This is a genomic window from Pseudomonas sp. MWU13-2105 (assembly GCF_023242315.1).
Classification (GTDB): Bacteria; Pseudomonadota; Gammaproteobacteria; order Pseudomonadales; family Pseudomonadaceae; genus Aquipseudomonas.
In genome coordinates this window covers 237,008-250,626 of the sequence record NZ_JALLIY010000006.1, presented here as the reverse complement: position 1 = coordinate 250,626, position 13,619 = coordinate 237,008, and the positions used below count along the sequence as shown (strand labels likewise).

Below are 13,619 nucleotides of genomic sequence, written 5' to 3'. Positions count from 1 at the left end.
CCTAAGGGAGAGCTTAGGTTTTTCAGGCGTCGTAACCCTGCGCGCCCCTTTGAAGCCGGGGTATGCGCTGGCGGTGAGAGCATTCCCCTGGCCGGCGGCATGCTGACGCAAAGACATACAAAAAGAAATGGAAGGAAAGTGCCTTCCTGCGACTCGCGGATGAGTCGCAGGAGGTTGTAGGAAATTACTGGCGGTAGGTTTTCAGGAACGAGCCGATGCGCCCGATGGCCTGTTCCAGGTCATCCACCCGTGGCAGGGTGACCACGCGGAAGTGATCGGGCCATGGCCAGTTGAACGCGGTGCCCTGGACCACCAGCAGCTTCTCCGACAGCAGCAGGTCGAGGACGAACTTCTCGTCGTTGAGGATCGGGCAGACTTTCGGGTCGATCCGCGGGAAGGCGTAGAGCGCGCCCATGGGTTTCACGCAGCTGACGCCGGGAATGTCATTGAGCAGTTCCCAGGTGCGGTTGCGCTGCTCCAGCAGGCGCCCGGCCGGCAGCACCAGGTCGTTGATGCTCTGGTAGCCGCCGAGGGCGGTCTGGATCGCGTGCTGGCTCGGCACGTTGGCGCACAGGCGCATGTTGGCCAGGATGTCGAGGCCTTCGATGTAGCTCTGGGCATTGTGCTTGGGGCCGGAGATCGCCACCCAGCCGGAACGGAAACCCGCCACCCGATAGGACTTGGACAGGCCGTTGAAGGTCAGGCACAGCAGGTCCGGTGCCAGCGAGGCGGTGCAGATGTGTACGGCATCGTCGTAGAGGATCTTGTCGTAGATCTCGTCGGAAAAGACCACGAGGTTGTGCTGGCGTGCCAGTTCCAGCATGCCCAGCAGCACTTCCTTGGAATACACCGCGCCCGTCGGGTTGTTCGGGTTGATGATCACCAGGGCCTTGGTATTGGGGGTGATCTTGGCCTTGATGTCGGCCAGGTCCGGCCACCAGTTGGCCTGCTCGTCGCACAGGTAGTGCACCGGGTTGCCGCCGGCCAGGCTCACGGCGGCGGTCCACAGCGGGTAATCCGGTGCCGGGATCAGCACTTCGTCGCCATTGTTGAGCAGGGCCTGCATGGACATCACGATCAGTTCGGACACACCGTTGCCCAGGTAGATGTCCTCGATGCCGACGCCTTCGACCTGCTTCTGCTGGTAGTACTGCATGACCGCCTTGCGGGCGCTGTACAGGCCCTTGGAGTCACTGTAGCCCTGTGCGGTCGGCAGGTTGCGGATCACGTCCAGGAGGATTTCGTCCGGGGCTTCGAAACCGAAGGGCGCCGGGTTGCCGATGTTCAGCTTGAGGATGCGATGGCCTTCCTCTTCCAGGCGTTTGGCGTGCTTGAGCACTGGGCCGCGAATGTCGTAGCAGACGTTGGCGAGCTTGTTCGATTTGCTGACCTGCATGGCGATGTGATCCTGAAAATGGACGATCCAGGCGGTCTCGTCGAGGCCGCTATGGCAATACTGCGTTTCCACCTCGTCCCATGGTCCCCGGCCGCTGGCTTCTAAAATCCGTTTGAATGCGGCGGACACGGGTGCCAGACTGGCGTTTGACGAGGCGCAATCATACGTGCCACCCGATCCGTGGAAAAGATACAGATCGGGGTTTTTCAGCCGCCGAGGTGTAACGATGGAAAAGTTGGAAAAGACCCTGGAAGAATGGCGCGCCATGCTCGACCCGGAGCAGTACAACGTGTGCCGGCTCAAAGGCACCGAGCGGCCGTTCTCGGGCAAATACAACGGCACCAAGACCGATGGGGTCTATCATTGCATCTGCTGCAACGAGGCGCTGTTCGATTCCCGCGCCAAGTTCGACTCCGGCTGCGGCTGGCCGAGCTTTTACCAGCCGATCGGTGCCAGCGCGATGGTCGAGATCCGCGATATCAGCCACGGCATGATCCGTACCGAAGTGGTCTGCGCCAAATGCGATGCGCACCTGGGCCATGTCTTTCCCGACGGCCCGCCGCCGACCGGTTTGCGCTACTGCATCAACTCCGTGTGCCTGGATCTGCTGCCGCGCGAATGACTCCGGTTTTGCGCGGCGTCCCGGAGTTCCGGGCCCGCGTGAAGCCCGGCGGGGAAGGGGGGCCGTGGCTTATGGCTGACCATCAATCGGGGCAATTGAATTGTGTGCAATTCAATTGCCCGCTATCTTGTTCGACATTCATTGGAGGAACTGTCATGAGCGATAACCTGCTGAACATCCCTTGCACCACCATCAAGGGTGAGCAAAAGACCCTGGGCGACTTCGCCGGCAAGGCCATCCTGGTGGTCAACACTGCCAGCAAATGTGGTTTTACCCCGCAGTACAAAGGGCTTGAGCAACTCTGGCAGTCCTACAAGGACCGCGGGCTGGTAGTGCTCGGTTTCCCCTGCAACCAGTTCGGCAAGCAGGAGCCGGGCAACGAAGGGGCGATCTCCGAGTTCTGCGAGTTGAACTACGGCGTCAGTTTCCCGCTGTTCAAGAAGATCGATGTCAACGGCGAGGCAGCCCATCCGCTGTTCGTCCAGTTGAAGAAACGCGCGCCGGGCCTGCTCTGGTCCCAGGGCATCAAGTGGAACTTCACCAAGTTCCTGATCGGCAAGGATGGCCGCCTGGTCAAGCGTTTCGCGCCCACCACCAAGCCCGAGAGCCTGACCCGCGAGATCGAAGCCCTGCTTAAATGAATGACCTGTCCAGCGATTCGCTGCGTCTCGACAGCCAGCTCTGCTTCAAGCTCTACGCCGCTTCACGGGCGGTGATCCGGGGCTACAAGCCGATGCTCGAGCAATTGGGCCTGACCTATCCGCAGTATCTGGCGATGCTGGTGCTGTGGGAGTGGCACGACAGCGCACCGGCGCAACCGACGGTCAAGGCCCTCGGCGAGCGCCTGCTGCTCGACTCGGGGACGCTGACGCCGTTGCTCAAGCGCCTTGAGCAGATGGCCCTGGTGCAGCGGCGCCGTTCGGCCCTCGACGAGCGTGAAGTGCATCTGAGCCTGAGCCCCAGCGGGGTGGCGTTGCGCGCGCGGGTGCTGCCGATCAAGACCCGCCTGCTCTGCGACAGCGCTGTGGACCTGAGCCGCTTGGATGAACTGCGCCACGGTCTCGACCAATTGCTGGCACAGCTCAAACCGCTGTAGCGGGCACCCACTGTTCGAGCAGGGCCATCAGTTCTTCTCGGCGGAAAGGCTTGGCCAGGTAGTCGCTCATACCCGCGGCCCGGCAGCGTTCGCGCTCCTCGGGCATGGCGTTGGCCGTCAGCGCGACGATCGGCAGGTTCGGCCAGCGCCCGCTGCGGCGGATCTGCCGGCTGGCTTCGTAACCGTCCATGACCGGCATATTGCAATCCATCAGCACCAGGTCGAACACCTGCTGTTCCAGCTGGCTCAGCGCCTCGCCGCCATGGGCGGCGACCGTCACTTCGCAGCCGAGCTTGCCGAGCATGCCCTTGGCCACCAGTTGGTTGACCGGATTGTCCTCCACCAACAGGATGCGGGCGCGTCGCGAAGGCTGGTTGTCTCGCGGCTGGACGTTGAGCTCGGCCGGATCGTCGGGCAGCAGGATCCGCGCCAGCGTCTGGTACAGCGCGTTGCGCGCCAGCGGCCGGGCCTGTTGTTGCAGCGGGGCGAGGGCACTGGCCTGCTCGCTGGGCATGAAGTTGCCATAGGCGGTGACCAGCAGGATCGGCGCGCTGATCGCCGGCCGCAGGCCGAACAGGCATTCGGGGCAGTCGGTGATCAACAGGTCGGGGTTGACCCCGGCCAGGCTGTCGTCCAACCCGTAGCGCTGGTAGTCCAGGCCCCAGACCGGCAACTGGTGGCTGAGCAGTTCGCTCAGGCCGCTGGTGCTGGAGGTGACGGCGATGATTTTGCCGGTGAGCAGCTTTGGCGCTGCCGCCGGGGTGTGCGCAGGCAACGGCAGTTCGGCGCAGAACTGGCTGCCGAAGCCGACTTCGGAACTGATCGTCAGGCGGCCTTTCATGGCTTCGCAGAGGTTGTAGGTCAGGGTCAGCCCGAGGCCGGTGCCGCCGAACTGCCGGGTGATACCGGCGCCGGCCTGGGTGAAGGGCTGGAAGATCTTCGCCTGGGCCTCCTGGGCGATGCCGATGCCGGTGTCGCAGATTTCGATGCGTACGCCGTTGTCGCGGGCGCTCAGGCGCACATCGACGCGCCCGAAGCGGGTGAACTTCAGGGCGTTGGACAACAGGTTGCTGACGATCTGCCGGACCCGGGTCGGGTCGCCCACTACCAGGGCCGGGAATTGTGGGTCGATCAGGCAGGCCAGTTCGACGCTGGGGGCGGCGTTCTGCGAGAGCAGGTTGGCGGTGTCCTCGACCAGCGCGCCGAGGTCGAAGGGAATGCGTTCCAGCTCCAGTTGCCCGGCGTCGAATTTCGACAGGTCGAGGATATCGTTGAGCAGCTCGACCAGGACCTTTCCGGAGTCGTGGGCAATCGACAACTGCTGGCGTTGCTCGGCGTTCAACGGGCTGTCCAGGGACAGGGCGATCATGCCGAGCAGGCCGTTCAAGGGCGTACGGATCTCATGGCTCATGTTGGCCAGGAACGCCGAACGCGCCTGGGCCATGTTCAGCGCCGTGCTGCGCGCCACTTCCAGCTCTTCGTTGGACTGGCTCAGCCGCGCGTTGCTGGCCTTGAGCTCGGTGGTGCGGGCCGAGACAATGTTTTCCAGCTGGCCGAGGTAGTCGGTCAGACGGTTTTCGGCGCTGCGGCGCTGCTGGATCTCGGTGCTCATGTTTTCGAATTGTTGGTTGGCGACCTTGACCAGCACGCCGATTTCATCGTGTTCGTGGCCGGGCGGGAACGCCAGCCGCGCCTGTTTCGACTGGCCCGGGGTGCTGCTGCTGAGGGCCTGGATCACCCGCACCAGGGGTTTGGTCAGCATCACGTAGAACAACACCAGCAGGATAATGGTGAGGATCAGGCTGCGGACAAAACCGTTGAGCAAGGTTATTTCGGCCCGATGCAGGAAGCGGATGCCAAAGGTGTAGGTGTCGATATCCAGGTGCAGGGTGCCCAGGGATTCGTCTGGCAAATGACTGAGATAAAGCCGGTCTTCGAAGCGCCGATCGGCACCGAACAGCCAATCGCTGATCATTCGATAGCCGCCCTCCTGGCGCGGCCGTTCGACGCTGGCCAGGACCATGTTGTTGTTGTCGATCAATTGCGCGCGCAGCACCGCCGGCGAGTGCAGCAGGCCCAGGGCCAGTTCCTGCGCCAGTTCGGCGTCGATGTTGTAGGCGATCCTCGATGCCGGGTTGTGGCTGATTTCCAGCAGGGAGAGGATTTCACGGTTGATCGAGGCGCTTTCGCTGGCATAATCGATGCCGATTTGCAGCAGACTGAGCAGTGTTCCCAGAATGAAGCCGACCAGCACCGTCAACCGGGCTTGTTTGTAAGACAAGCGGTGGGTGAATTTTATATCCATGGGGTGGTGTACCACTTTCCTTTCCCTTCGCCCGGCAAGCATAGCTGATCCGACGGGCGCACCGGCAGTGGGGGATTCGATACGCGTTGCGTGCAGTCTGCCAGAGCTTGCGGGCGCCCGACGGCGCCGGTGCGACATCATCGTATGAACTTGCCTGAGGAAACGTCGTGGATTCTCGATTGAATGCCTTTCTTGAGCGTGCCGACGCGGTGCTCGCCCGTCTCGAACCGCTGTTGCCCGCGCCGCGCCAGGCCATCGATTGGAACGCCTGCCTGGCCGCGCGCTGGCAGCGCGAAGGGCGCGGCGGGTACTTGTTGCCGCTGGCGGTCAGCCTGGACATGCGCTTGTCCGACCTGATCGGTGTCGACAAGCAGCGCGAGCAGTTGGCGCGCAACACCCGGCAGTTCCTCGATGGCTTGCCGGCCAACCATGCCTTGCTCTGGGGGTCGCGCGGTACCGGCAAGTCCTCGCTGGTGCGCGCCTTGCTCGCCGAGCATGCCCAGGCCGGCTTGCGCCTGATCGAGATCGAGCGCGATCACCTGGCGGACCTGCCACGGGTGGTGGAGCAGTTGCAAAAGCTGCCGCAGCGCTTCGTGCTGTTTTGCGATGACCTGTCCTTCGAAGCCGGCGAAGGCGACTACCGGGTGCTCAAGAGTGTACTCGACGGTTCCCTCGAACAGGCCCCGGACAACGTCCTGCTCTACGCCACCTCGAACCGTCGGCACCTGGTGCCGGAGAAAGAGAGCGACAACGAAAACTGGAAGCGCGTCGACGGCGAACTGCACCCCAGCGAAGCCGTGGAGGACAAGATCGCCCTGTCCGACCGCTTCGGCCTGTGGCTGTCGTTCTACCCCTTCACCCAGGAACACTTCCTCAGCGTGGTCGAGCACTGGGTCGGCGAGCTGGCGCTCAAGGCCGGCCTGGCCTGGCAGCGCGACGAGGCGCTGGATATCCAGGCAGTGCGCTGGGCCACCGGACGCGGCAATCGCAATGGTCGCTGCGCCTATCAGTTTGCCCGCTATTGGGTGGGGTTGAAGTTGCTGGAGCAGGCACCATGATCGATTTGCAAAAAGCCGGCAGCGGCCTGGACGGCTACCGGCTGTTACACGCGCAACTGGAGTCGCTGCTGGCCGACGAGCGGGATTTCATCGCCAATGCCGCGCAGTTCTCGGCCTTCCTGTTCAATCAGTTGGAGGACCTGAACTGGGCCGGCTTCTACCTCAATCGCGAGGAGGAACTGGTGCTCGGGCCGTTCCAGGGCCAGATCGCCTGCGTGCGCATTCCCTTCGGCCGTGGCGTCTGCGGGACCGCCGCGGCGACCCGGGAAACCCAGCGGGTCGAGGATGTGCATGCGTTTGCCGGGCATATCGCCTGCGACAGCGCCTCGAACAGCGAACTGGTGGTGCCGCTGGTCAAGGATGGCCGCCTGATCGGCGTGCTCGACCTGGACAGCCCGCGCCTGGCCCGTTTCACCCTCGAAGACCAGGCCGGCATCGAGCACCTGGCGGCGATTTTCCTGCGTCTGAGCGACTGCTGAGGCGGCTCAGGCAGCCAGGCCGGCCTTCTCCAGCAGCGACTCGACATCTACCGTGTCGATCTGCAGGGGCAGGACGTGCTGCTCGGCGTAGCGCAGGTAGATTTCTTCGCGGATAAACAGCTGGAATAATTCCGGATCGATATGGGCGTCGCGGCACATGCCGGCCATGATACCCAGCGCTTCGCTCAGGGACTTGCCCTTTTTGTAGGGGCGATCGGCGGCGGTCAGTGCCTCGAAGATATCGGCGATCGCCATCATCCGCGCCGGCAGGCTCATCTGTTCACGCTTCAGGCGCTTGGGGTAACCGGTGCCATCCATTTTTTCGTGGTGGCCGCCGGCAATTTCCGGCACGGCGGCGAGGTGCCCGGGAAACGGCAGTTGATCGAGCATCAGGATGGTTTGCACCATGTGATGGTTGATGATGTAGCGCTCTTCGCGGGTCAGTGTCCCACGGCTGATGCTCAGGTTGTACAGCTCCCCTCGATTGAACTTGTAGGGCGGCACGTCGAGTTGAAAGCCCCAGCGGTTGTCGGCGGGGATCAGTTCGGCGGCGTTGCGTTCGAACAGGTGTTCGGGTTTGTCCGCGAGTAACGGCTCGATGGCCGGCAGGGGCGAGGCCGGGCGCCGTTCCTGGCGGTGTTTTTCTTCCCAGGAAACGCCGAGGCGATCATCCAGGGTGCGGGTCCAGGTGCGTTGGGCAATCCGCCCCAGGCGTTCCAGGTCGGCCTCGGCCATGGCTTCGCCGCCCAGGTTGCAGTGGGCGACAAAGGCAAAGTCCTCGTCGAGGGCGGTGAGACTGGCGTCGCGCGCCTGGCTCAAGGTCGACTCGTTGCCGCCCTGTGCCAGGCCTTGCCAATAGGCAACCCAGGCATCGCGCTTGAGTACTTCGAAACGGGTACGTATTTCGTGAATGCGGTCATACAGGGTTTCCAGCTTGGTCGCCTTGTCGACCACATATTCCGGCGTGGTGACCTTGCCGCAGTCATGCAGCCAGGCGGCGACGTGCAGGGCTTCCCATTCGTCTTCCGTGGGCTGGTAGCCCTCGAACGCCGGCATCTGGCTGGCCGCGGCAGCCTCGGCGATCATCAGCGTCAGCGCCGGGACGCGCTGGCAGTGGCCACCGGTGTAAGGACTCTTGGCATCGATGGCCCCGGCCAGCAACTGGATGAAGGCGTCCAGCAATTGCTTCTGCCGCGCTTGCAGGCGCTGGCTCTCGATGCAGGCGGCGGCGGTGCCGGAAATGGCGCTGATAAAGGCGATGCGATCCGGCTGCAGGTGCTCCATATCGGCTTCGCTACCGCTGTCCGGCAGCAGCAGGGCGAGGACGCCGACGGTTTCGCCCTGGCGGTTGTGCAGGCGAATACCGATCAGGTGAATGCGCGGGCTTTGCAGGGCGAGCAGGACCTTTTGCAAGTCGTCCGCCTGCTCGAAGCCCAGGCTGGCGACCACGTTGTCGCGCTGGTCGAGTGTCTTGAGCCAGGCCGGGCGCTGTTCGTCGGCCTCGGCGGCGTTGCGGATCTCGAATTGCCGGGGATCCTGGAGGACGCCATCGATGATCAGGGCATGGGCTTCCAACTCGCGGCTGTCGCTGTCCAGCAGGTAGATCAGGCCGGCGCGGGCCTGGGCGATTTTCAGCGTTTCCTCGAGCAGCCGTTGCAGCAACGGGTCGAAGCGGGTCTGCGCCGAGAGGCTGGAAGCGATTTCGAAGAAGCTGGCCAGGGTCTGTTTCATGCGGGTCATCGAGATCGCCAGGCGGTCGACTTCCAGCACCGGCGAACGTGGTGTCGCCGGGTGGTTGAAGTTGAAGCTGCGAATCGCATCGGCCTCCTGCACCAGGGCGTGTAGCGGCTTGACCAGGAGCCTGGAGGTCAACCAGCCGAGGGGCAGGCACAGCAGCAGGGTGGCCAGGGTGATCAGCGCGCCTTGCCAGCGGATCCGGTAGGCGTCCGCCAGGAGTTCGTCTTCCGGCACCAGCAGGGCCAGTTGCAGGCCCTTGGGGCCGCCTTCGGCGAGTGGTGTGCGGGAGACTATCCATTGCCGTTGCGCGGTCGCCATATGATGCTCGGTGCTGCTGTCCGGTTCCATGAAGCGCCGCAGGATCGGGCTCAGGTCCTCTACCCGGGGCAGGCGCGCGTCGCTGCCGCCGCCGATCAGCCGGGCGTAGTCGGGGTACGCCACGGCATTGGCGTTTTCATCGAACAGGACGATTTCGGTCGAGGGCGTGACCTTGTGCCTGTCCAGGGTCGCGGACAGGTCGGCGAGGGTCAGGTCGGCGGCGATCACCACGTTCGCGCTGCTGCGCCGGGCGAGTGTGGTGCCGACATTGTGGGTGGAGAAAAACAGGTAGGGCGCGGTGGTGATCTGGTCGCTGTCGTTCAGTGCGCTGTTGAACCAGGCCCTGACGCGGGGATCGTAGGCTTCGCGATGATTATCCTGGCGGCCGATCAACTGCAATGCCGCGTCGAAGAACAGCGATTCGGATTTGGCCCCTTGGGCGCCGGGGTCGCGCTCGATGCTCCAGACCTGGAAGGCGGCATTCTCCGGCGCCTTGAAGTAGGCGCGCAGGGCGCTGTCGCGCAGCGGCCGGACCATGAAGAAATCGCCATCGGCGTAGCCGAGGTAAAGCGAGGCCAGGTTCGGATTGTCGTTCAGCGCCTGGGTGAAGGGCTTGAGCAGGGCCAGCCGTTGCGCAAGCGTTAGGGCCTGGGTGCGTTCGTCGATGGCCAGCAGGCTCAGCAGATGGCGAATCGGCTGGTAGGTGTTGTGTAGATCCAGCTGTACATCGTCGCGGACCCTGGCGAAGAGCTTTTCACTGCTGGAGAGAATGATCTGTGTGGTTTGCCGGTAGTTGAACAGCCCCAGCAGGATCCCGGTCAACAGCAGCAGGCAGGTGAACAGGATACTGATGTGCACGTGCAGCGCCAGCCGGCGTCTTTCGCGTTGCATGGGGCCGATCTCCCTGGGTGATGAGGTGCACTGCTCAGCGCCCAAGGATAGTCAATGTCCGCTGTCAGGTGTTGTCCTCGGCCGGCAATTTTTCCGGTGGCGGGTCGGTGTGTTTGCGCAGCGCTGTTTCGAGTTCGAGCAGCGCCTGCACGATGGCCTGCCGGGCAGCTTCGAGCCGCGGCGTCGGCGCCTGTTCCTGGCAGAGCTTTTCCAGGGTTTCGCAGTGCTCCACCAACTCGCTGGCCTGGGCGATCCGCGCCGCGCCCTTGATCTTGTGGGCCATGTCGATCAGCTCAAGCAGGTCACCATTGACCGGCACCGCGCGCAGTTCCTCGCGGTCCGCCTGGCAACTGCTCAGCAGCTCGTCGAGCAAGCGACGCATCAGCAGCGGTTCGCCTCCGGTCAGGGCGTGCAGGCTGTCGAGGCTGAAGGGGGCCGGGCGCGGGCGCGGCGTGACAGCGGCGAGCTTCTGGTTGAGGGTGGTCAGGCTGATGGGTTTGAACAGGCAGTCGTCCATGCCGGCTTCCTTGCAGCGGGTGCGTTCCTCGGGCTGGGCGTTGGCGGTGAAGCCGAACACCGTACAGGGTGGCAGATCATGGCTGGCTTCATGTTCGCGCAGGCGCCGGGTCATCTCGTAGCCGTTCAGCACCGGCATGTTGCAGTCGACGATCACCAGGTCGAAGTGCCCGTCTTTCCAAGCCTGCAAGCCGCTTGCGCCGTTCTGCGCGGTGCTGAATGAGTGGCCCAGAAAGCCCAGCTGCTGACACATCAGCAGGCGGTTGGCCGGGTGGTCGTCCACCACCAGGACATTCAAGGCCTGTAGCGCCGGAGCCAGTTCAGGGTCGCGCTGGGCGCTGCCTTGCGTCGCCGCGAGACTGTCCAGTTCCAGGCTCACCACCACGCGGGTGCCTTCACCGGGCACGCTGGACAAGGTCAGGGTGCCGCCCATCATTTCGCACAGGCTGCGGCAGATCACCAGGCCCAGGCCGGCGCCGCTACGGGCCAGGTGCCCGGAGTTGTCGGCCTGGACGAAGGGTTCGAACAGCCGGGCCTGGTCGGCGGCGCTGATGCCGATGCCGCTGTCCTGGACGGTCAGGGTCATGTTCGTCCGTTGCGCGCCGGCGGCGGGTTGCATCAGCAGCGAGATGGTGACCTGGCCCTGCTCGGTGAACTTGATGGCATTGCTGATCAGGTTGGACAGGATCTGCTTGAAGCGCAGCGGATCGATCAGGATGTCGCCGATGTCGTGGCGTTCGGGCAGCCGGACCACCAGGTCCAGCTGCTTCTGGCGCGCCAGGCCATCGAAGACCCTGACCACCGAATCCACCAGCTCGCTGAGGTTGACCCGCTCGGGGGACAGGCTCAGGCGTCCGGATTCGATGCGGGCGATATCGAGGATATCGCCGATCAGTTCCAGCAGGTCCTTGGCCGAGTTGTAGGCGACTTCGATGGCGGGGCGATCCAGATGGCCCTGGTCCGCGCGCTTGAGGGTCAGTTCGAGCATGCCGATCACCGCGTTCATCGGCGTGCGGATTTCGTGGCTCATGGTCGCCAGGAACGTGCTCTTGGCCCGGTTGGCGCTGTCAGCCTGATCCTTGGCCGCGCGCAACTCGTCGAACAGTTCGCGGCGTTCGCTGATATCGATCCAGCCGCCGATGATGCCTTGTACTTCGCCCAGGGAATTACGGTAGGGCAGGATCCAGTGATAGATGGTCATCCGGCGGTCGCCGATATGCAGTGTGCGGTCGCAGATCTGCGCCGTGCCTTCGTCCATCACCCGCTGGTAATCGGCCTGGTACTCGCGGGCCTCGAAGGCGTTGCCCTGGTAGGCGTCCATGACCCGCTTGCCGATCACATCTTCAAGCCTGGTCGAGAAGGCTTGCAGGTAGCTGTCGTTGCAGGTCTGCAACAGGCCTTCGCGATCACGCACGTAGATCGGGTGCGGGGTGCCGTTGACCAGCGCGCGCATGAATTCGAACTGGTCGCTCAGGGCCCGTTCGGCCAGTTGTCGTTGGCGGATCTGCCGGCGCATGTAGGCGTTCCAGCCGAGGGACAGCAGCAGCAGCGCGCCGGCGCCCATGACGATCTGCAGGATCAGCCGGTGGTAGTTGCGCCAGTAGCTGTCGGAGGCCGGCGTGTAGCCGCGCCAGCGATTGTTGATGATACCCAGTTCGTCCGGGGCGATGCTCAGCAGCGCCTTGTCGAGAATCGAGCCCAGCTCGGTGGCACCGCGGGCGGTGGCCAGGGCGAAGATCGCCTGTTGGGTGCCGATGGTCGCGCTGATCTGCAACTGGTCGTCGAAGGTTTGCGAGGCGATCAGGTAGTTGGCAATCACCAGCGAGCTGACCGCACCGTCCGCCTGGCCCTGGGCGAGCAGTTCGACCGCCTTGAGGCTGTCGTCGGTTTCAATCAGCTTGATTTGCGGGAAGTCCCTGCGCAGATAGTCGATCAGCGGGTTGCCGCGGATAACCGCCAGGCGCCGGCCTTGCATTTGATCGAGGTTGCTGGCGCCGTCACGGCCCTTGGCGGTCAGCAGCACGAAGGAGTTTTCCATGTAGGGCCGGCTGAAGTGCAGGACGTTCTCGCGCTCATTGGTCGGGCTGACGGCGGCGATGATATCGGCCTGGTGGTTTTGCACCCGATTGATCATGTCGTCCAGGCTGCGCGAGCGCTGCACCTCGAAACGCAGGCCGGTGCGCAGGCGGATCAGTTCCAGCAGGTCGGCGGTAACGCCGCGGAAGCTGTTGTCGGCGTCGAAGAAGGTGATGGGCGCCAGGGCCTCGTTGACCACCACGCGGACCACCGGGTGCTCCTTGATCCAGCGCTCTTCGCGGGCGGTCAGTTGCAGCTTGTGGTCGGTCAGCAGGATGTCGCTGCCGGCGCTCCAGCGCCGGGCGATATTCTCGCGCTCGCTGGTGGGGATCGCCTTGAGAGTCGCGTTGACGGCGCCCAGCAGGGCGGCATTGTCGCCGCGTACGGCAAAGCTGAAACCGTAGGCCTCGTGTTTGCCGAAGTTGGCCATTTTCACATTGCGCAAATAGCCCTTGTTGATCAGGTAGTGGGTCGAGATGGTGTCGCCGAGGAACACGTCGGCCTGGTCGAACGCCACGGCGTTGAGCGCGTTCAGGTAGGACGGGTAGAACTGCAGCGTGGCGTTGGGATAAAGGCTCTTGATCTCGTCCAGCGGCAGGTAGTGGTAGACCATGCTCAGGCGCATCCCCGCCAGGCCATCGTTCAGGGCGCGGGTTTCGTCCTCGCGGGTGACCAGCACCGGCTGGTCGATGGCATAGGGGGTCGAGAGGGCGATGTTCTTGTTCACCGCCTCGAAGCCGTTGGCGCTGCCGAGCAGGTCGATCCGGCCCTGTTCGAGGGCGCTGATGGCGGCCTCGCGGGTAGCAAAGCTCTGCACCTTGACGGGCAAGCCCAGGGCTCGGCCCAGGATGCCGGCGTAGTCGGCGGTGATGCCTTCGTAGTCACGCCCGCTGACGGTCATGTCGAAGGGCGGGTAGTCCGGGGCGGAGGTGCCGAGCAGCAGTTCACGCTTGTCCTGGACCCAGCGCCGTTGTTCCTTGTCCAGCGCGACCTCCATGTGGCTGGTGCTCGAGCGGCTGAGTAATGAGAAGTGGGTGACACTTGGGGGCTCTGCAAGCGCTGACAGGCACAGGCACAAGCCTGTGATCACCATCAGATAGTCCTTTATGCGCATGGGCATTGGTT

At 63.8% G+C, this 13,619-nt stretch carries 9 protein-coding genes; 5 read left to right on the top strand and 4 right to left on the bottom strand.

All coding sequences use genetic code 11. The annotated features are described in order from the left end of the window. Positions 1 to 184: 184 nt before the first annotated feature. Positions 185 to 1,396 (bottom strand): pyridoxal phosphate-dependent aminotransferase, encoded by a 1,212-nt coding sequence (locus M5B96_RS10845; RefSeq protein WP_248796709.1) that lies wholly within the window; start codon positions 1,394 to 1,396, stop codon positions 185 to 187. 226 nt (positions 1,397 to 1,622) lie between these two features. Here M5B96_RS10845 and msrB point away from each other — a divergent pair, with 226 nt between their 5' ends. From msrB to M5B96_RS10830, 3 genes are all read left to right on the top strand, one after another. Then, positions 1,623 to 2,018, top strand: coding sequence for a peptide-methionine (R)-S-oxide reductase MsrB (gene msrB / locus M5B96_RS10840; RefSeq protein WP_248796708.1), 396 nt, complete (start codon positions 1,623 to 1,625; stop codon positions 2,016 to 2,018). 155 nt (positions 2,019 to 2,173) lie between these two features. Then, a complete protein-coding gene (locus M5B96_RS10835; protein WP_248796707.1) occupies positions 2,174 to 2,659 on the top strand; it encodes a glutathione peroxidase in 486 nt (161 codons plus the stop codon). Then, a complete protein-coding gene (locus M5B96_RS10830; RefSeq protein ID WP_248796706.1) occupies positions 2,656 to 3,114 on the top strand; it encodes a MarR family winged helix-turn-helix transcriptional regulator in 459 nt (152 codons plus the stop codon). The genes M5B96_RS10835 and M5B96_RS10830 overlap by 4 nt, the downstream gene beginning before the upstream one ends. Here M5B96_RS10830 and M5B96_RS10825 read toward each other — a convergent pair. Beyond that, the gene (locus tag M5B96_RS10825) at positions 3,101 to 5,419 is read right to left on the bottom strand and encodes a response regulator (protein ID WP_318654833.1); all 2,319 of its coding nucleotides are present in this window, start codon (positions 5,417 to 5,419) and stop codon (positions 3,101 to 3,103) included. The genes M5B96_RS10830 and M5B96_RS10825 overlap by 14 nt on opposite strands. 167 nt (positions 5,420 to 5,586) lie before the next feature. Between M5B96_RS10825 and M5B96_RS10820 the strand changes: the two genes are divergently transcribed. After that, positions 5,587 to 6,477, top strand: coding sequence for an ATP-binding protein (locus M5B96_RS10820; RefSeq protein WP_248796704.1), 891 nt, complete (start codon positions 5,587 to 5,589; stop codon positions 6,475 to 6,477). Then, a complete protein-coding gene (locus M5B96_RS10815; protein WP_248796703.1) occupies positions 6,474 to 6,956 on the top strand; it encodes a GAF domain-containing protein in 483 nt (160 codons plus the stop codon). Before M5B96_RS10820 ends, M5B96_RS10815 begins: the two co-directional genes overlap by 4 nt. Before the next feature lie 6 nt (positions 6,957 to 6,962). Here M5B96_RS10815 and M5B96_RS10810 read toward each other — a convergent pair whose 3' ends face one another. Together M5B96_RS10810 and M5B96_RS10805 are read right to left on the bottom strand one after the other, a co-directional pair. Then, on the bottom strand, positions 6,963 to 9,902 hold the full coding sequence (locus M5B96_RS10810) for an HD-GYP domain-containing protein (RefSeq protein ID WP_248796702.1): 2,940 nt from the start codon (positions 9,900 to 9,902) through the stop codon (positions 6,963 to 6,965). Between the two features lie 64 nt (positions 9,903 to 9,966). Then, positions 9,967 to 13,614 (bottom strand): transporter substrate-binding domain-containing protein, encoded by a 3,648-nt coding sequence (locus M5B96_RS10805; protein WP_248796701.1) that lies wholly within the window; start codon positions 13,612 to 13,614, stop codon positions 9,967 to 9,969. Positions 13,615 to 13,619 lie beyond the last annotated feature (5 nt).

Coding starts and splice junctions, on each gene's coding strand:
- M5B96_RS10805 (WP_248796701.1), bottom strand. CDS start 13,614: ATGCCCATGCGCATAAAGGACTATCTGATGGTGATCACAGGCTTGTGC.
- msrB (WP_248796708.1), top strand. CDS start 1,623: ATGGAAAAGTTGGAAAAGACCCTGGAAGAATGGCGCGCCATGCTCGAC.
- M5B96_RS10835 (WP_248796707.1), top strand. CDS start 2,174: ATGAGCGATAACCTGCTGAACATCCCTTGCACCACCATCAAGGGTGAG.
- M5B96_RS10810 (WP_248796702.1), bottom strand. CDS start 9,902: ATGCAACGCGAAAGACGCCGGCTGGCGCTGCACGTGCACATCAGTATC.
- M5B96_RS10830 (WP_248796706.1), top strand. CDS start 2,656: ATGAATGACCTGTCCAGCGATTCGCTGCGTCTCGACAGCCAGCTCTGC.
- M5B96_RS10815 (WP_248796703.1), top strand. CDS start 6,474: ATGATCGATTTGCAAAAAGCCGGCAGCGGCCTGGACGGCTACCGGCTG.
- M5B96_RS10845 (WP_248796709.1), bottom strand. CDS start 1,396: ATGCAGGTCAGCAAATCGAACAAGCTCGCCAACGTCTGCTACGACATT.
- M5B96_RS10825 (WP_318654833.1), bottom strand. CDS start 5,419: ATGGATATAAAATTCACCCACCGCTTGTCTTACAAACAAGCCCGGTTG.